We start from the raw sequence: 18,385 nt of genomic DNA on the forward strand, positions 1-18,385 counted from the left end.
AATTGATATTTAGAATAAATTCTACTACATTAAATTAGCTAATTATAGTGAATTTTAGTTGTGATAAAATCAAGATTTTTGTATAAAATACCTACCTATGAACAACGATTTTGAAACAGTAACTTCTGTACAAGACCCAAGTAAATTAATAAAAGCCAAAATAGCATTATACATTCTATTATTCTTCTTATTTTATAAAATTCTAACGTTAATTGAAGTTCTTTATCATTTAAGTAACAACTACGATGAATCTACTTCTATAATAATAAAAGGAGTTATTGCAATTCTTCCTAGTTATTATATTACAAATCTTATTTTCAAGTTCACTTCGAATATAGATAAAATAATTGTCAATGATGATGGTATGTTTTTTTACAAATACAAAAATATTGATTATGAAATTCTATATTCTTCCATCAGTCCTTCTCCAAAATATGAATATGATGTTCATATAGCAAAATCTGACACATTTTTGTCTGAACCACTATACTATTTAGTTTTCAGCAAAACAACAGATAGAGATATTGAAAAGGTTATATTAGAACAAAAAACATTACAATTAATGGATAATAAATATGAATTGGAGAAACGATTTATTTTAGGAATAATTAAACACAGACCAGACATTAGAATTAGTTCTGAAACATTAGAATATTATTACTTAAAATAAAATTTCACAAATTATTAATACTTCATTACCAGATAGTTTAGAGAATTAATTCTAACTTTAAGATAATTCAAAAACTATCATTATGTTACATGCCATTTTAGATCAGATTTCGGAATCAGAAAAACCAATTATAAAAATCATTTTCAGAAATGATGATACGCGTGTTGTTGCTTTTGGACTGAAAAAAGGTTTGAAATTAATCGATCATCAATTACCTGTAAATGCAAAAATTTTGATGTTGAAAGGTGAAATAGAAATTGATTCGAAAATAGAAATTGTTAATCTAAAAGAATTTGACGAATACATTCTTCCTCCAAAAGTTATTCATCAAGTGACCTCCTTACAAGATTCGATGATGTTGGTTATTCTAAATTTTAGTGAAAAAAGTTTTTAAAAATCAATTCAAAATAAGTGTATCTTTATAAAAATCAATCACTAAAATGAAATACATCAACTTATTAACTCTAACTTCTATCCTTTTACTATTTTCTTGCAACAAAGAAAACTTAAGCCAAGAAAAAAGTAAAATTGAAGTAGAAAATGCCGCAATTAAAACTCAAACGGAGAAACTTGACTCGATGTTTCACATCAATTCAGTTTCAAAATTACCAGATTATGTGAAAGTGGAAGTTGATTCGATGAAAGTTTTGAGTGTTATTCCTATTCATGGGAAAGATTTTAGAAAAAATCTTAAAAAGCCGGATTTTGATCTTGACCTAAAAAATATTGAATCTTTAAAAAAACTTGAAAAACATGTTGCCGAAAATTCGGACAAAAGCAAGCCTATTGTTGGTTATGTAACGTTCTTAAGTTACACAACAAGTGTTAAAGAAGATAAACCTCTATCTCAAGAACAGCAAAAAGAATTATTAAAAATTAAAAAACATATAAACGGAAAACAAGAAGGAATTAACTACTTAAATTCTGAATTGAAACCGCAAAGTATCTTGACTTTAGAATTATAAAATACATTAAATCACTTTATATGAGAACACTATTTATGTTAACTACTCTCTTTACCTTAACATTATCTTCGTGCTCCTCAATTCCATCTATCCCACAAGATCGTACGGTTATCGGAACGGTTGTGAGAGATTGTACTGGAACTTATATCCGAGTTGATAATAAAGTAGATTATTTGGTGTGTAACGCTCATTTACTTTCAGGAAAGGAAGATGGCGAAACAGCGAGTATTGTTTATGAATCTGAAAAAGAATGCAAAGATCTTGAAAAACAAGCTACTTGTATGATGTTTCATGAACATAAAGGTAAAATTAGAATCAAAAAAGCACTTTAATAAACAAAAAAATCCACTCAAATTGAGTGGATTTTTACTTTATATAAAATACGATTATTTCGATTTTTTACGACGCTCTAATTCTTTTTCAATCAACATCAATTCGCGTCCTGTTTGTCCTGCAACAGATGTATTTTCTTGCGCACGACGAACCAAGTAAGGCATTACTTCTTTGATTGGTCCGTAAGGTAAATATTTTGCAATATTGTAACCTAAATGTGCCAAATTGAATGAAATATTATCACTCATTCCGAATAATTGTCCAAACCAGAAGTTTGGATTTCCTTTCTCAATTCCGTTTTCGTTCATTAATTTGATTAACAACTCGCAACTTTCTTCGTTATGAGAACCAGCGAATAATCCAAAACGCTCGTGATGAGCCGCAATAAATTCTAACGCTAAGTTATAATCTCTATCCGAAGCTTCTTTGTTTGGTTGAATTGGAGATGGATAACCTTCGGCTTGCGCACGTGCACGCTCTTTTTCCATATATGCTCCACGCACAATTTTGAATCCTAAGTAATATCCTTCTCGCTCAGCTTTTGCAAACATTTCTTTTAAATAAGCTAAACGATCGTGACGATACATTTGTAAAGTATTCCAAACTAAAGCACGTTTTGTATTAAATTTCACCATCATTTCGTCTGTCAAATCATCTGCAGAACCTTGCATCCAAGTTTCTTCTGCATCAATCATGATGTTAACATCCAAATCATATCCTTTTTGACATACAGCCTCAAAACGTTGACGAATATTTGCCCAAGATTTTTCTTCTTCTGCAGTTAACGTTTGATTTTTACCTACTTTCTCAAATAACTCGATTCGTCCAAATGCAGTTGGTTTGAAAACTACAAAAGGAATTGATGGATTTGCTTTTGCTAAATCTACCAAATGCAACATTACATCGCGTACTTCATCAAATTGTTTTTCTTCTGTTAATCCTTCAATCGAATAATCAAGGATAGAACTTACGTGGTATTTATATAATTCATTTGCAACTACAACTCCTTGTTCTGCCGTTTCACCTCCTACGAATTGTTTGTAGATAGTTTCGCGGATAATAGGTTTTACAAATGGAATATCGACTGCAAAAGGTAAATTAAAAACTTTTGTTCCTAATTTAGTTAATGTGGGGCTACCAATTAATTTGTATAAGTAATATGCTTTTTTAAGATCTTTATCAGATTTAGATTCAAAAGCAAATTGTGTATTGTCAAATAAAGACATGTGAGCTTAATTTTTAATGTTACTAAAACGTTTACAAATTTAAAACTAAAACGCAATTAAACTAAAAAAACCTGCAAGAAATTCTTACAGGTTTTTTGTATATTATATTGAACTTAAATAGTTGCCTATTCTTATCCTTTTTTAGCGTATTTGCTTCTGAATTTGTCGATACGACCAGCTGTATCAACCAATTTAGTTTTCCCAGTGTAAAATGGGTGAGAAGAAGAAGAAATCTCCATTTTGATTAATGGGTACTCTACTCCGTCAACTTCTAATGTATCTTTAGTATCAGCACAAGATTTAGTAATAAATACTTCTTCGTTAGACATATCTTTAAATGCTACTAAACGGTAATTTGTTGGGTGGATATCTTTTTTCATCTTTTTTAAAATCTTCTTTGTTAACTTTATTGGTGTGCAAAGATAATACTATTTGAGAATGTTACAAGATTATTTCTAAAAAAATATCATTCTAAATACTACGTTAAACAGACTTAATTTCGAGTGTAATGGGCTTCTTAAAACTAAATCTGTACTTCTTACGCACAATTTTTTCGTGTGCAAATATAATCAATTTAGTAATTTGTACAAATATTTCGAAAGATTATACGGATAATTTTTCAAACTTTTATCTTTGTTTCACAAACAATAAAACCTTTCTTTTGTTGTTTAATTGTAAGAATGAATCACTATTTATGCAAATAAAAACATTTTTCGTTGGATTAGGAATTGCGTCATTAATTGGTTTTCAATCATGTCGCGATGATTTTGATTACGATCCTATTTCGTCAGAATTAAAATTTAGTAAAGACACTATTTCTGTTGATACGGTCTATAATTTTTCAAAATCAGAGACCTATGTTTTAAAGGTTTATAATCCTGAAAACGATGATCGTGTTATTCCAAAAATCTATCTATCAAAAGGAAATCAATCTTTTTTTAATATCAATGTAGATGGAAAAGCAGGAACAAGTTTTGAGAATGTACCGATCAGAAAAAAAGATAGTTTATTCATTTTTGTAGAAGTTAATGCAAAAGATGCTTCTGCAAATCCATTGTATGATGACGAAATCAATTTTGAGACAATTAATTCTTCAAAAAAAATAAAATTACTTTCTTGGATCGAAAAAGCTAAAATTTATCCAAAGGATGCAACAATTTCTTCTGCAAATTGGAATGTAAATGAAGCGCAAGTAATTGATGGAAATTTGACTGTAACAAGTGATTTAACAATTGACAAAGGAACTAAAGTTTATTTCAAAAAGGGAGCGAGTTTAACAATTGCAAATAATGCTAAACTTACTGTAAATGGAGCTTTGAATGAAGAAGTAAAATTTCGTTCGGCACGTCATGACAAAAAATATGACTCGATTCCTGATCAATGGAATAAAATCGAATTATCTCCAAATAGTATTTCTACAATAAATTATGCTAAAATTATTGGTGCTGATACTGGATTACATGTAAATAAAGCTAAATTAGATATTCGTAATGCCAAAATCGTCAACAATCAATCATACGGAATATTAGCTACTAACGCGACTATTACGGGATATAATTTGATTATGAATAATAGTAATTTGGCAAGTTTAGCGATTGAATATGGAGGTTCGTACGAATTTTACCATTCTACTTTTGCCAATTATTTCAACTTTTCGACAGGTGTTGGTCCAGCTTATTCTGTGTATTTAAGTAATTTTGATAAAGATAAAAATACAGCATCTTTAACTAAGGCTACGTTCGGGAATTGTATTTTTTATAATGATAATAAGTCAAATGCAATCTTCTTGGATAAAAAAGATGGTGCGGCTTTCAATTATTTATTTGATACCAATATTATTCGTAATGTAGATACATCAACGTTAAATGTAACAACTGCGCCAAATTTCTTGGCAAGTATTACGCTCGATCCGATGTTTGTGAATACAAATTACACTGCAAACAAACTTGCTGTAAAAAAAGAATCGCCTGCAAAGGGAAAAGGTAAATTAGCTTTTGCACAACAATATCCGTTAGATTATAACGGACAACCACGTGGAACAACTCCTACAATTGGGGCTTTGCAATAAAATAAAAAAACTCGAAGTTAAAACTTCGAGTTTTTTTATTGATCTAACGAAACGGTAATTTTTCCTTTAAAATCTTCTCCTTTAAAATTTATTTTATATCTCTTATAAGATAATAAATGTATTTCTTCACTATTTTTTAATCTCCCTTGAGATACACTTCCTACTTGTGTAAGCTCTTTACCCGTATCATCTGTAATTGTAAAATCTAACAAACCATCTTTTTGTTTTACTTCGTAGTTTACCAAAAGATCAATGTCTTGATTGGTTTTCAAAAAATAATAAACTTCGCCTTGCAACTTTGAAAAATCTAACACAATTTGATTATTATTTCTTCGTATAACTTTCTTTGCATTAAACGTAGTTTCCTCAGCCTTATAAATACCATCTAAACTTAAATATCTCGAAGAATTTGTATTTGCATCAGTAATCGTAGAAATTGTCACGCAAGATTGTGTCAAAATCATTACAAAAAATAATAAAATAAACTTTTTCATAAACATAGTATCTTTTCTACTTAGATGCACGATTTACAAAAAAGTTACAACAGAGGTTAAATTCGATTACTTTTTTCTCTTACTAACACTCCTACTACACCCAAAATAATTACTTCATCTTCTTCTTTTATTTTGACACAATTTTTATAGTTCGGGTTTAATGCGACTAATTTATTGTTTATTTTATCAAAACGTTTTAATGTATAATCTTCCTTATTTACAGAAACTATAATATCATCATTGTGCAATGGTACCAAATCGGTTCTAATAATCAATAAATCATTTTTCTGATACACTGGATACATCGAATCTCCGCCAACTACAATAATAAAAGTAGATTCTGAATGCATCAAATAACGCTCGTCCAAACTAATATTATCATCTACAAAATCTTCTGCTGGTGATGGAAATCCTGCATTTACAAAACCAAAATTTGGTATATATTGCTTTTTTCCGTCTGATTTTATCGAATATATATTCAATTCTTTATCTAAAATTTTCACTTTCTAATTAATAAACAATTAATAAATCTTTCCATTTTGTAGTATAACAAGGCGAAAGGCGTTCTTGTCGCATTTTCCATGTTCTATCCAAATCTTGCGAAGCTAATTTTACTTTCGCTGCGCCAAACTTTTTATTCAAAACATCCATCGCTTTCATCAAATTAGGATGATGTGTATTTTCTTCTTCAAAAAGAGAAAGTTGTCGTTGATCTTCTGGCACAAGTCCAGACACAATAATTCCTGCTTTTTTATACGCATAACCATCTTTATAAATTTGTTCAAAGGCTCTTACCGCAACTTTTGACAATGTTATACTCGAATTAGATTGATACGGAAGATGAATCGAAATTGTTCTATAATACTGTGCTTTTTCTTTGTCAAACGGATTAGTTTGTATAAATAAGGTAAGTAAATTACATGATGAATTTTGTTTACGCAATTTCTCTGCACAACTCACCGCAAAAGTAGAAACGCGTTCTTTTACATACTCAAAATCGTTGGTATATTTTTCGAAACTACGTGTAGTTGCAATTCTTTTTTTGGGCGAAATCATATCTAAATCAAGAACAGATTCACCTAATAATTCTTTTTTAAGACGAAGTCCTACTATCGAAAATTCTTTGCGAATGTATTCGTCTTCTAAATTCACAAAATCCAATGCTTTATGAACTCCAATCATTCGTAATCGTTTCGAAAAACGACGACCAATTCCCCACACTTCTTCAATATCAGCCCATTTTAACGCTTTATAAATTTGCTCCTCTGTTTTGAGTGTAAAAACTCCTTGATGAAACTGCGGGAATTTTTTTGCAATAAGATTAGCTAATTTCGCTAAAGCCTTTGTTGGCGCAATTCCTACACAAACAGGTAATTTTGTATATTGTAAAACCTTTGCTTTTATCTCTCTGCCATAATCTGTTAAATCATATCGATCAAAACCTTCAAATTTTAAGAAACATTCATCAATCGAATAGATCTCTTGATCAGGAGAATAAGTCGATAAAATTTTCATGACACGATTACTCATATCAGCATACAATTGATAATTAGACGAAAAGACTTCTATTCTATTTTTATCAAACATTTTCTGATATTGATGAGCAGGTGCTCCCATCGGAATTCCAATATCTTTTGCTTCTTGCGAGCGCGAAATAACACAACCATCGTTATTAGAAAGCACAACAATTGGTTTATTCAAAAGCTTTGGCTCAAAAATACGATGACAACTTGCGTAAAAATTGTTACAATCTACTAATGCGTACATCGTACAAATTTGAGAAGATTAAACGCTACAATGTGTCGTCGAAAATGTTAATTTATTCCATAAAAAAAAAGAGACAAACTTATCATCTCTTTCTTACTCTTTATTCTTTAAAATATTTGTCGCGGTATTTAAATCCTAAAATACAACCTACAAGCATCAAAAGTGCCATATAATTATTAATAATACTTAAATCTTGGTGATGTTCGTATATATTAATTTTTACATTCTTAAGGTGATGATGTAATGTATTCTGTGTTTGTGCAGATAATGTGGTACAAAATCCTAGTAACGGCAATAATGTAGTTAAGACTAAACTTTTAAAGTTCATTTGTGTAAAGTTTTATAAAAATGTGTTAATGTTAATTTTTAAAAAACTAATGACAAAAAGATATAAATATCTTCAGAATAAGTAGAGGCGATTGTTATGGTAAAAATACACATTTATTTTACAAAAAGTCAACTAAAATAACTATTTATTATCGGATTAATAACTTATCGTCATATATACTAACCATTTCTAATTGAATATCAATAAATAATGTAATAACAAAAAATCCGCAAATTGCGGATTTTCATTATTTTTTAGATTTGATTTTATATTTCTTGTGTAAATCGTTTATAACAACCTTAGGCTCATAAACTGTTTGATATTTCATTGGTTTATTGTTCTTAAAAAACTGAACTTTTAACCACGTATCATTGTTATCTAATTTTGTATAACTATTACTTTTTTCCAAAACTTTATCGTTCACTGTACTCAAAATTGCGAAATAGTCAAAATTATTACGCTCTCCAATTTCTGCAGCTCTCAATAAAGCATAATCAAAGTTACGATCTTTTTTATTATGCTCATTTCCATCAAAACTGATGATATAAGTATCATTATTCACCTTCTCTTCTGTGTATCCACCAGAACCATTATCTTTCTGATAAGCCACGGCTTTACTGTTGTTACAACTTGCTAAAGTCAAGACTAAAACTCCAGCAAATAAAAATTGAATTACTTTTTTCATAATAATATTAATTTGATAATTGAAGCTTAACAAAAGTTGTACCCTTTAACTATTATTTTCTAAATTTTCTAAATATTTTCTTAAAATTATTTTATCAAAGTTTAACTTTCAGAATAAAACACTTCATATCTCATTAAAAACAAATCATTTACCAACCAATTGATCTAGATCAATTAACATTACGTTAACGATTGCATTCTAATAAAAATCATTTAAGTTTTAATGCTTTATCTGATAAACTCGACTATTTTTGTAAATCAATTTTTAGTAATGAGTAAAATAGAAAAATATTTATTTTCTACCAGAACCATGACGGTCTTGCTTTTCATCTACGCAATCGCTATGGGTTATGCCACTTTCATTGAAAATGACTACGATACAGCTACTGCAAAAGCTGTCATTTACGAAGCAAAGTGGTTTGAGGTATTGATGGTTTGGTTAATTGTTCTGTTTTTAATGAACATTAAACGTTACCGCTTATGGTCAAAGGAAAAACTACCTTTATTGGTTTTTCACTTAGCTTTTTTGTTTATTTTTATTGGAGGAGGAATTACTCGTTACATCAGTTTTGAAGGCGAAATGCCTATCCCAGAAGGAGGAACAAGTAACGAAATTACATCGTACAAGTCTTATTTCAAGATGATGGTTGATGATGGTACACAGCGTTTAGCGTATGACAATCATCAATACAACATGACGTATTTCGACAGAAAAGATAGTACAAGTAGTTTATTTCACAGACATTTTGAAGGAGAATATCAATTCAAAGATAAAGTCATCAAACTAAAAACGTTTGATTACATTCCTCATGCTTTAGATACAGTTGTTAGAAGAAAAGACGGAATTAACGTTTTAGAAATCGTTACAGTTGGTCAAAGTGGACGTAACTCTGTTTTCATCAGAAATGGAGAAATAAAAAGTGTAAACGGAACATTAGTTTCGTATAACAGACCACAAGATGGTGCTGTACAAATTACAGGTGAAGGTGAGAATTTGGTTATCAAATCTCCTTTTGAAGGTGAATTTGTGCAAATGGCAGGACAACAAGTAGGACAGATTACAGATATGCAGAAATTGCAAGAAGGCGCTGGTAAAGTTGAATTCAACGTTCCTGCTCCTCTTAAACTTCGCTCGTTGTATACAATTAACGGAGCACAATTTGTGGTTCCAAATCCAGCTTTCAAAGGAGAAGTTTTATATAGACAAGGTTCTAAATTTAAAGCAGAAGAGAAAAACCTTCCTGGAGCTATCAAAGCAGAAGTTATTGTTGGCGATAAACGCGATACTGTAACAATTGTTGGTGGTAAAGGAGTATCAAATTACTCTGCTGATGTACAAATTGACGGAATGAATATCTCATTAGGTTATGGATCAAAAATGGAGAAAGTTCCATTTAGCATTCGTTTAGATGATTTTGTTTTAGATCGTTATCCAGGTTCAACAAATCCATCTTCATTCGAATCTAACATTACAGTTATAGACGAAGGCAAAGAAACAAAACAACATATTTATATGAATAATGTAATGGATTACAAAGGTTATCGTTTCTTCCAATCAAGTTATTTCCCTACGGAGGACGGAACAATTTTATCTGTAAACCAAGATTGGTGGGGTACTAACATTACTTATTTAGGATACTTTATGTTATTTGGAGGTATGTTTGTCTCATTATTCTGGAAAGGAACACGTTTCTTACAATTAAACTCTTTATTGAAAGGTTTACATAAAAAGAAAGTCAATGTATTATTACCATTGTTCTTACTATCTGGATTAGCTTTTGCTCAAAATCCAAGTACAACTGATGGTGGAAAAACAGGACATCAAAAAATCACAACAGAATCAGAGAAAGGTAATGTACATTCATCAGAACACATTGGTAATTTTTCTACAAAAATGGCTGATGGAGATGAATTAGCAAAAAATGTAAAAATCTCTGACGAACATGCTGATAAATTTGGTCACTTATTGATTCAAGATATCGAAGGACGTATAAAACCTGTTAATACACAAGCATTAGAAATCCTTAGAAAAGTTTACAAAAAAGATAAATTTCACGGGTTATCTGCTAACAAATGGTTTATCTCTTTACAATTAGATCCTGCATATTGGGTAAATGCCCCAATGATTGAAGTAGGTGAAAAAGGTGGTGATCGTTTAAAGAAAATTACAAGTGCAAACGAAGATGGTTACACGTCTTTAATGAACTTAATTGATCCTAAAACAACTCGTTTCAAATTAGATAAAGCGTACAACGAAGCTTTCTCAAGAAAACCTTCGGAACGATCTAAATTTGATGAAGAAGTTATAAAAGTAACAGAACGTTTCAATATTTTAGATCAAACAGCAAAAGGATACCAATTAAAAATTATTCCAGTTCAAAATGATCCTGCTGAACGTTGGACATCTTGGATTTATCAAACACAAGAAAACCCAGTAGAAATCGACACTATGGCACTTGGAATGGTAAGTGTTTATTTCAATATGGTGTCAAAAGGTGTAGAAAATGGTGATTGGACACCTGCTGATAATGCAGTAGATTATATCGATAAATACCAACAAAAATGGGGTAAAAATGTTGTTCCTTCTCCTACTAAAGTAGAAATTGAGGTTTTATACAACAAATACAACGTTTTCTTCTGGGTAATGGTTGCATACTGTACTGTTGGAGGAGTTTTAATGATTTTATCATTTATCCAATTATTCTCTGAAAGTAAATTATTACACCGCATCATTAATGTGTGTTTAGGATTATTGGTAGTCATTTTTGTAATTCAAGCTGCTGGGCTTGGTGTACGTTGGTATTTAACTGGACATGCTCCTTGGTCAAATGGTTACGAAGCTATTGTATTTATCTCATGGATTAGTGTATTAGCAGGTTTGTTGTTATACAAAAACCGAAATGCATTTATTCCGACTACAGGAGCTATGGTTGCTGTAATTATGATGGGATTTGCACACGGAGGTTCTATGTTAGATCCACAAATTACTCCTTTAGTACCAGTACTTAAATCTTATTGGTTAATTGTACACGTTGCGATTATCGTTTCATCATATGGTTTCTTTGGATTGAGTGCTATTTTAGGTGTTTTCTCATTAATTATTATGATGATTAAACCTAACAAGAAAATTGAAATCTCGTTGAAAGAAATGACATACGTTTCGGAAATGTCTCTTACAATTGGTATTTATTTACTTGCTGTTGGTACATTCTTAGGAGGTATGTGGGCTAATGAATCTTGGGGACGTTATTGGTCTTGGGACCCAAAGGAAACTTGGGCTTTTGTTTCTGTAATTGTTTACGCAGTAGTTTTACACATGCGTTTAGTTCCAGGGCTTAGAGGTAAATTTGCCTTTAATGTTGCTGCAATGTGGTCTATTTGGTCTGTAATTATGACTTATTTTGGAGTTAACTATTACTTATCAGGATTACATTCGTACGCAGCCGGAGATCCAATTCCGGTTCCTTTATGGGTTTACTTAACAGCAATCGGAATGTTAGTCTTAACATTTGCTTCGTGGTATTTACACACTAAAGTGCATCACATAAAAGATAAAGCTGAATAATAATTTCAGTTTATTTCATAAAAAAGCTCCGAAATATTTCGGAGCTTTTTTTATATCATTCAACCAACTTATATCAACATTGATAAACAATTGCGTTAATATTCATTCCAGCACCAACAGAAGCAAATAAAATAACATCTCCTTTGTTAACTTCATGAGAAGATAACTCACCATTCTTAATCATTTTAAGCAAAGTGGGAATTGTTGCTACACTACTATTTCCCAACTTACTAATCACCATTGGCATAATATTTTCTGGAATCGGAAGATCATATAATTCGTAAAAACGTTTTACAATTGCTTCATCCATTTTTTCATTCGCTTGATGGATAATTACTTTATTTAATTGATTAATCGAATATCCGCTCGCATCAAAACACTGTTTCATTGCATCTGGAACATTAGTCAAAGCAAATTCATAAATCTTACGTCCATTCATTTTAATAAATCTCGTGTTTGGGCAAGCTTCATTATTATAAGATTTTCCGAAAAATAAATAATCTTTCTCTTCAAGTGTATACGAAGCAGATAAGTGAGATTTTATACCCTCAGAACCTTCTTCAGTATACTCTAAAACCACTGCTCCCGCTCCATCTGCATAAATCATACTATCACGATCATGAATGTCCACAACTCTTGACAAAGTTTCTGCACCAATCACTAAACAACGCTTAGCAATACCAGATTTGATGAATGCATTTGCTTGTATAACGCCTTCTACCCAACCAGGACAACCAAAAAGCACATCATAAGCAACACAAAAATTATTTTTAATCTTCAATAAATGTTTTACACGAGATGCTAAACTAGGAACAGCATCAGATTGTACTGTCCCAAAATGTACATCTCCAAAATTATGTGCAAATATGATGTAATCTAACGTTTCAGGATCTATACCAGAATCTTCGATAGCTTGTTGCGCAGCAATTAATCCTAAATCTGATGTAACTTGATTCTTACTCGCATAACGTCTTTCTTCAATTCCTGTGATTTGTTTTAATTTCTCAGCAATAATTGCATTATTTTGTTTTAATGCAATTCCTTTTTCATCTAAAAAAACATGTTGATCGAAAAACAAATTCGTTATAGTTTCTTCTGGAATGTAGTTACCTACACCTATTATTTTACTCGTTGTCATTTATAATTTTTCACTTATTAGTGTCACTTTTTTGATAAAAAATATTCAAAGCGCGAGTAAATATACTCTTTCTAGCAAGAAAAAAAATAGAAAACAAAAGCTTAGCTACTATTTTTAACTAATTCACAATTATTAAGATTCAAACTTATCAAATTGAAAAGTACTGTTACTCAAAAAAACGAATAATTTTAAATTGTCTTTAACCTTCAAATTAACACAGATTGTGTAAATTTGTTATAAAATCAATAAGATATGAAATACTTATTAATAGGATTTATGGGTCTATTTATGGCTTGTAATGCGCAAGAAACTAAGAAAACTGTTTCTAAAAAGACACCTATTCATCAAAACACTAAAACACCACAAAAAGTGAAAACAATTTATAACTATACGTTCAAGGATATCAACGATGATGATTTTAACTTCGCTGATCTGAAAGGAAAAAAAGTATTGATTCTAAACACAGCTTCAAAATGTGGTTACACACCTCAATATGATGCTTTAGAAAAAGTTTATCAAGAATATAAAGATCAAGGATTGGTAATTGTTGGTTTTCCTTCTGACAACTTTGGTGGGCAAGAATTTGATAACAACGAAGAAATTGCTCAATTCTGTAAGTTAAATTATGGAGTAACTTTTCCATTGATGACAAAAAGTGATGTAAAAGGAAAAAATCAAAATGAAATTTTCAAATTCCTAACACAAAAATCATTAAACGGAAAATCTGACAATGAAGTGAAATGGAATTTTACTAAATTTTTGATTAACGAAGACGGAACTTTAGAAGCCTCTTACCCATCAAAAGTAACTCCAGATAGTAAAGAAATTATTGATTGGTTAAATAAATAACAAATGAAATTAGATATTCTTGCAATTGGTGCGCACCCAGACGACGTCGAATTGGGTTGTAGTGGTACGCTTGCAAAAGAAATAAAAAATGGTAAAACAGTCGGAATTTTAGACTTAACAAAAGGCGAATTAGGAACGCGTGGAACAGATGAAACACGCCGTATTGAAGCTGATAACGCCAAAAATATTTTAGGTGTTGTTGTTCGCGAAAATCTTGGGATTCCTGATGGTTTTTTCTTAAATGATAAAGAAAATCAATTAAAAATCATTGAAGTTATTCGCAAATATCAACCTGATGTTATTTTAAGTAATGCGCCACATGATCGTCATCCAGATCATGGAAAAGGTTCAGATTTAGTAAACACGGCAATTTTCTTATCAGGTTTACCAAAAATTGAAAATGGTTTACCAGCTTGGCGTCCAAAAAAACATTTTCATTACATACAATGGTTACCATTAGAGCCGCATTTTGTAGTGGATATTACAGGTTTTATTGATATAAAAGTTGAAGCATGTTTGGCGTATAAAACACAATTTTTTGATCCAAACTCTGATGAACCTCAAACGCCAATTTCTTCAAAAAACTTTACCGATTCAATTCGATATCGTGCTTATGATTTAGGACGATTAATTGGAACCGAAGGTGGAGAAGGATTTATTTCGAGAAGTTACATTGGTGTAAATAATTTAGATTCTTTGATTTAGAAATAAAGGTTGAATAAACCTTTATTTTTTTCTGAAAATTATTTGCAAGTACCGATTAATAGGCTATATTTGCAATCCAATTGAGAGATTAACTAAAGGTTAATTTCAAATTAAATGGTGATTGTAGCTCAGTTGGTTAGAGCGCCGGATTGTGGTTCCGGAGGTCGTGGGTTCGAGACCCATCATTCACCCTAAAAAACTTTAGAATTAGTTTCAAAATAAATTCGCACCAAATGGTGATTGTAGCTCAGTTGGTTAGAGCGCCGGATTGTGGTTCCGGAGGTCGTGGGTTCGAGACCCATCATTCACCCTAAAAAACTTTAGAATTAGTTTCAAAATAAATTCGCACCAAATGGTGATTGTAGCTCAGTTGGTTAGAGCGCCGGATTGTGGTTCCGGAGGTCGTGGGTTCGAGACCCATCATTCACCCAGATTAAATCTCAATTTCAGTAGAAGTTGAGATTTTTTTTATTCCTATATATTATTTGCTTATTTTAGAATTACTAATCTACTCAAATGGAATATCAAGAGCAATTAATGGATGGTTTTACCATGCAATTACCTACTGCAAGTTTCCCTAGTATTATCTATTATTTATTTGCGATTATCTCTTTAGGTGTTGGTTATTACTCTATTCATAAAAAAACAACAGATCGAGACGATAAATTTCAAAAATTTAGATGGATTAGTGTTACTTACATCTCTATTGTAAGTTTCTGTTTATTCATATTTATTAGTCATCTATATTCATCTACTTTTTTACTAATTAAAGAAACTGTAACCTCTCACAAAAAAGAAGCAATAGTTGTAGATCCCTTATATAACAAAAGTTATGATGAAGAAAATAAAAAATACTATAGTGCGCTGATAGCTGTTTACAATGATAAAACTGCAAGTTATACAGACACTATTGAAAGTAATACCCAAAGACAATCTCCATATAAAATTGGACAGAAAATAAAAGTTTATTATAAAGAAGGTAATTCTTACGCAAATGAGAAAGGACGAAACAGAACAATTATGTATTTTGGACTATTCCTTTTTATCTATGTTTTTACAGCAGGATCTTTGATTTTCTTTCCTTACGCTTTAGGTTTAAAAAAAAATCATAAATTAAATTTGAGCATCGTAATGAAAAGTCTCGTATATTTTTTCATTCCTTTTGTTATGATAGGTTTTGAAGCTCTTTTAATCACAGCAATGATAGATTACATTACCAACAAAGCCAATTTTAGTTTTGGTGGTTTCCTTTTCTTACTCTTTTTTATACTTGGATTAGGAATTGGGATATATGGCTACATTAATTATTATTTTTTAATGGGTAAGAAAATAAAAAAGTAACTCAATTATATTTTTTCTTCATAATTTCAACAAGACTCTCAAAACCAAATTAATATGAACATATTAAAACATATATTAATTATCATAACTTCAATATTCATTTTTACAATACCAATAATATCTTTTATAAACTATTCAACTTCAGATTGTAGTATTAGTAATTTTTGGTGTATTGGTGATTTTCTATATACTTACTTATTGACTTCAGTTCTCATGATTAGGTTAGTTTATCCATTTTTAATTATTATTTTATTCTCAATTACTTATAATTATCTTTTCAAAAAATATTTTCATAGAAAAAACAGAATCATCGTCTCAATATTCTATGCCTTAATACTTTTAGTACTAGGATTTAGCATAACTGTGTTTTTACTTAAGGAAAATGAATTTAAAAATCTCACCATTGCACTAATATTTATTCCTACACCTTTAATCATTGGATTTATAATGGATAAAATAATGTTTCTATCTTACAAAGAATATTTTGAAGATCTTTCTAGAGAAAACTATAATTGATTGTAAATATTATTATAATTCATATATAAAAACTCATTTCTCCTTAAATTTACCAAAACATACATAATGAAAAAATCCATAATATTAGTGAATTTAGTTGCCATTTCGGGATTGTTATCTTCTTGTTCAACTCAAAAAACGGCAACAGAATCAACTCAAACCTCAACAGAAATGACAAAAGATTACGCTTTTCAATACTACGCTCAAGTTCCATTAAAAACCGATATTTCGCATTTAACACAAAACGAAAAAGAAATTCTACGTTTGATGTTCAAAACAGCTGATATTATGGACGATTTATTTTGGCAACAAGCTTACGGTGCAAAAATAGATTTGATGGACGAAACGAAAGGTGAAGCCAAAGAATATGCAAAAATAAACTATGGGCCTTGGGATAGATTGAATAACGAAGCGCCTTTTATAAAAGGTATTGGAGCAAAACCTGCTGGAGCAACTTTCTATCCAATAGATATGACGAAAGAGGAATTTGAACAAGCGAACATCAAAGATGGTAAATCACCTTACTCAATCATTCGTCGTAATCGCGAAGGTAATTTATACACAATTCCGTATCACGAAAATTTCAAAAATCAATTATCAAAAGCCGCAGATTATTTAAACCAAGCTTCTGAATTAGCAGAAGATTCTGGACTTAAAAATTATTTAAAATTACGTGCTACAGCTTTGATGAGCGATGATTTCTATGCAAGTGATTTAGCTTGGATGGACATGAAAAATGCCAATATTGACATGGTTGTTGGACCAATCGAAAATTACGAAGATCAATTATTTGGGTATAAAACTTCTTATTCGGCATATATTTTAGTAAAAGATATTGAATGGTCGAAAAAATTGGCAAAATTTGTTCAATATTTACCAGAATTACAGAAGAATTTACCTGTTTCTGCAAACTACAAAAAAGAAGTTCCGGGTACAGATTCTGATCTTAACGCATACGATGTTGTCTATTATGCTGGAGATTGTAATGCGGCAGGTAAAACAATTGCGATTAATTTGCCAAATGACGAAAAAGTTCAGTTAGAAAAAGGTACACGTCGTTTGCAATTAAAAAATGCTATGAAAGCGAAATTTGACAAAATTTTAGTTCCAATTTCAACTACTTTGATTGATGAAAGCCAACAAAAAAACATCAAATTTGATGCTTTTTTCTCAAATGTAATGTTTCACGAAGTGGCGCACGGTTTAGGAATCAAAAATACAGTAAATGGAAAAGGTTCTGTTCGCGAAGCTTTGAAAGAAGCTAATTCAGCTTTAGAAGAAGGAAAAGCGGATATTCTTGGTTTGTATATGGTCAACCAATTGTTGAAAAAAGGTGAATTGACAGGAACACAAGAAGATTATTTTGTGACTTTCTTGGCTGGAATCTTACGTTCGGTTCGTTTCGGAGCGAGTTCCGCACACGGACAAGCGAATATGATTGCATTTAACTATTTTGCAGAAAATGGTGCTTTTGAGAAAACGGCGAATGGACGTTACAAAGTAAATGTGCCAAAAATGGAAAAAGCAATGAATGGTTTATCCGAATTGATTTTGACGTTACAAGGAAATGGTGATTATGATGGTGTAAAAAAATTATACACTGACAAAGGAGCTATACATACAGATTTACAAAAAGATTTAGATATCTTGAAAACAAAAAACATTCCTGTAGATGTAGTTTTTGAGCAAGGTCCTAAAATGTTAGGATTGTAATAACAACCGATATTAAATAAATT

Annotated in this window: 17 protein-coding genes and 3 tRNA genes; 13 read left to right on the top strand and 7 right to left on the bottom strand. The window is 30.6% G+C overall.

Translation table 11 applies throughout. The annotated features are described in order from the left end of the window. Positions 1-97 precede the first annotated feature (97 nt). The 4 genes from QHG34_RS13555 to QHG34_RS13570 all read left to right on the top strand — a co-directional run bounded on the left by QHG34_RS13555 (position 98) and on the right by QHG34_RS13570 (position 1,967). Positions 98-670, top strand: a complete 573-nt coding sequence (locus QHG34_RS13555) for a hypothetical protein (RefSeq protein WP_282630763.1) — start codon at positions 98-100, stop codon at positions 668-670. Positions 671-752: 82 nt separating this feature from the next. Beyond that, a complete protein-coding gene (locus QHG34_RS13560; RefSeq protein ID WP_282630764.1) occupies positions 753-1,064 on the top strand; it encodes a cupin domain-containing protein in 312 nt (103 codons plus the stop codon). A 46-nt stretch (positions 1,065-1,110) separates the two neighbouring features. Then, positions 1,111-1,635: a hypothetical protein gene (locus tag QHG34_RS13565; RefSeq protein WP_282630765.1), complete on the top strand. Its 525-nt coding sequence runs from the start codon at positions 1,111-1,113 to the stop codon at positions 1,633-1,635. A 20-nt stretch (positions 1,636-1,655) separates the two neighbouring features. After that, entirely contained in the window at positions 1,656-1,967 is a 312-nt protein-coding gene (locus tag QHG34_RS13570; protein ID WP_282630766.1) for a hypothetical protein, read from the top strand. 54 nt (positions 1,968-2,021) lie between these two features. On the opposite strand, the gene QHG34_RS13575 is transcribed toward QHG34_RS13570, so the two are convergent. Together QHG34_RS13575 and QHG34_RS13580 are read right to left on the bottom strand one after the other, a co-directional pair. Beyond that, the gene (locus tag QHG34_RS13575; RefSeq protein WP_282630767.1) at positions 2,022-3,194 is read right to left on the bottom strand and encodes a proline dehydrogenase family protein; all 1,173 of its coding nucleotides are present in this window, start codon (positions 3,192-3,194) and stop codon (positions 2,022-2,024) included. A 131-nt stretch (positions 3,195-3,325) separates the two neighbouring features. After that, positions 3,326-3,574 (bottom strand): type B 50S ribosomal protein L31, encoded by a 249-nt coding sequence (locus tag QHG34_RS13580; RefSeq protein WP_282630768.1) that lies wholly within the window; start codon positions 3,572-3,574, stop codon positions 3,326-3,328. 314 nt (positions 3,575-3,888) lie between these two features. Between QHG34_RS13580 and QHG34_RS13585 the strand changes: the two genes are divergently transcribed. Further along, on the top strand, positions 3,889-5,262 hold the full coding sequence (locus tag QHG34_RS13585) for a hypothetical protein (RefSeq protein WP_282630769.1): 1,374 nt from the start codon (positions 3,889-3,891) through the stop codon (positions 5,260-5,262). A gap of 35 nt (positions 5,263-5,297) precedes the next feature. On the opposite strand, the gene QHG34_RS13590 is transcribed toward QHG34_RS13585, so the two are convergent. From QHG34_RS13590 to QHG34_RS13605, 4 genes are all read right to left on the bottom strand, one after another. Then, entirely contained in the window at positions 5,298-5,756 is a 459-nt protein-coding gene (locus QHG34_RS13590; protein ID WP_282630770.1) for a hypothetical protein, read from the bottom strand. Positions 5,757-5,812: 56 nt separating this feature from the next. Then, complete coding sequence (locus QHG34_RS13595) at positions 5,813-6,259, bottom strand: LexA family protein (protein WP_282630771.1); 447 nt, start codon at positions 6,257-6,259, stop codon at positions 5,813-5,815. Positions 6,260-6,266: 7 nt separating this feature from the next. Next, a complete protein-coding gene (locus QHG34_RS13600; RefSeq protein ID WP_282630773.1) occupies positions 6,267-7,523 on the bottom strand; it encodes a Y-family DNA polymerase in 1,257 nt (418 codons plus the stop codon). A 575-nt stretch (positions 7,524-8,098) separates the two neighbouring features. Further along, positions 8,099-8,536: a CC0125/CC1285 family lipoprotein gene (locus tag QHG34_RS13605; RefSeq protein ID WP_282630774.1), complete on the bottom strand. Its 438-nt coding sequence runs from the start codon at positions 8,534-8,536 to the stop codon at positions 8,099-8,101. Between the two features lie 270 nt (positions 8,537-8,806). Here QHG34_RS13605 and ccsA point away from each other — a divergent pair, with 270 nt between their 5' ends. Beyond that, the gene (gene ccsA, locus QHG34_RS13610; protein WP_282630775.1) at positions 8,807-12,100 is read left to right on the top strand and encodes a cytochrome c biogenesis protein; all 3,294 of its coding nucleotides are present in this window, start codon (positions 8,807-8,809) and stop codon (positions 12,098-12,100) included. Positions 12,101-12,173: 73 nt separating this feature from the next. Here ccsA and QHG34_RS13615 read toward each other — a convergent pair whose 3' ends face one another. Beyond that, entirely contained in the window at positions 12,174-13,238 is a 1,065-nt protein-coding gene (locus tag QHG34_RS13615; protein ID WP_282630776.1) for a 3-oxoacyl-ACP synthase III family protein, read from the bottom strand. A gap of 252 nt (positions 13,239-13,490) precedes the next feature. On the opposite strand from QHG34_RS13615, the gene QHG34_RS13620 reads away from it, so the two are divergent. The 7 genes from QHG34_RS13620 to QHG34_RS13650 all read left to right on the top strand — a co-directional run bounded on the left by QHG34_RS13620 (position 13,491) and on the right by QHG34_RS13650 (position 18,362). Continuing rightward, complete coding sequence (locus QHG34_RS13620; RefSeq protein ID WP_282630777.1) at positions 13,491-14,087, top strand: glutathione peroxidase; 597 nt, start codon at positions 13,491-13,493, stop codon at positions 14,085-14,087. 3 nt (positions 14,088-14,090) lie between these two features. Beyond that, entirely contained in the window at positions 14,091-14,792 is a 702-nt protein-coding gene (gene bshB1 / locus QHG34_RS13625; protein WP_282630778.1) for a bacillithiol biosynthesis deacetylase BshB1, read from the top strand. 116 nt (positions 14,793-14,908) lie between these two features. Next, positions 14,909-14,984: transfer RNA gene (locus QHG34_RS13630), tRNA-His, on the top strand. Between the two features lie 43 nt (positions 14,985-15,027). Further along, positions 15,028-15,103, top strand: a tRNA-His gene (locus tag QHG34_RS13635). Positions 15,104-15,146: 43 nt separating this feature from the next. After that, positions 15,147-15,222 (top strand) — tRNA-His (locus tag QHG34_RS13640). A gap of 86 nt (positions 15,223-15,308) precedes the next feature. After that, positions 15,309-16,133, top strand: coding sequence for a hypothetical protein (locus QHG34_RS13645; RefSeq protein ID WP_282630779.1), 825 nt, complete (start codon positions 15,309-15,311; stop codon positions 16,131-16,133). Between the two features lie 582 nt (positions 16,134-16,715). Continuing rightward, complete coding sequence (locus QHG34_RS13650) at positions 16,716-18,362, top strand: dipeptidyl-peptidase 3 family protein (RefSeq protein ID WP_282630780.1); 1,647 nt, start codon at positions 16,716-16,718, stop codon at positions 18,360-18,362. Positions 18,363-18,385: the final 23 nt, after the last annotated feature.

Origin of the sequence: Empedobacter sedimenti (assembly GCF_030005555.1) — a bacterium.
GTDB classification, from domain to species: Bacteria; Bacteroidota; Bacteroidia; order Flavobacteriales; family Weeksellaceae; genus Empedobacter; species Empedobacter sedimenti.

Coding starts and splice junctions, on each gene's coding strand:
- QHG34_RS13555 (WP_282630763.1), top strand. CDS start 98: ATGAACAACGATTTTGAAACAGTAACTTCTGTACAAGACCCAAGTAAA.
- QHG34_RS13560 (WP_282630764.1), top strand. CDS start 753: ATGTTACATGCCATTTTAGATCAGATTTCGGAATCAGAAAAACCAATT.
- QHG34_RS13565 (WP_282630765.1), top strand. CDS start 1,111: ATGAAATACATCAACTTATTAACTCTAACTTCTATCCTTTTACTATTT.
- QHG34_RS13570 (WP_282630766.1), top strand. CDS start 1,656: ATGAGAACACTATTTATGTTAACTACTCTCTTTACCTTAACATTATCT.
- QHG34_RS13575 (WP_282630767.1), bottom strand. CDS start 3,194: ATGTCTTTATTTGACAATACACAATTTGCTTTTGAATCTAAATCTGAT.
- QHG34_RS13580 (WP_282630768.1), bottom strand. CDS start 3,574: ATGAAAAAAGATATCCACCCAACAAATTACCGTTTAGTAGCATTTAAA.
- QHG34_RS13585 (WP_282630769.1), top strand. CDS start 3,889: ATGCAAATAAAAACATTTTTCGTTGGATTAGGAATTGCGTCATTAATT.
- QHG34_RS13590 (WP_282630770.1), bottom strand. CDS start 5,756: ATGAAAAAGTTTATTTTATTATTTTTTGTAATGATTTTGACACAATCT.
- QHG34_RS13600 (WP_282630773.1), bottom strand. CDS start 7,523: ATGTACGCATTAGTAGATTGTAACAATTTTTACGCAAGTTGTCATCGT.
- QHG34_RS13605 (WP_282630774.1), bottom strand. CDS start 8,536: ATGAAAAAAGTAATTCAATTTTTATTTGCTGGAGTTTTAGTCTTGACT.
- ccsA (WP_282630775.1), top strand. CDS start 8,807: ATGAGTAAAATAGAAAAATATTTATTTTCTACCAGAACCATGACGGTC.
- QHG34_RS13615 (WP_282630776.1), bottom strand. CDS start 13,238: ATGACAACGAGTAAAATAATAGGTGTAGGTAACTACATTCCAGAAGAA.
- QHG34_RS13620 (WP_282630777.1), top strand. CDS start 13,491: ATGAAATACTTATTAATAGGATTTATGGGTCTATTTATGGCTTGTAAT.
- bshB1 (WP_282630778.1), top strand. CDS start 14,091: ATGAAATTAGATATTCTTGCAATTGGTGCGCACCCAGACGACGTCGAA.
- QHG34_RS13645 (WP_282630779.1), top strand. CDS start 15,309: ATGGAATATCAAGAGCAATTAATGGATGGTTTTACCATGCAATTACCT.
- QHG34_RS13650 (WP_282630780.1), top strand. CDS start 16,716: ATGAAAAAATCCATAATATTAGTGAATTTAGTTGCCATTTCGGGATTG.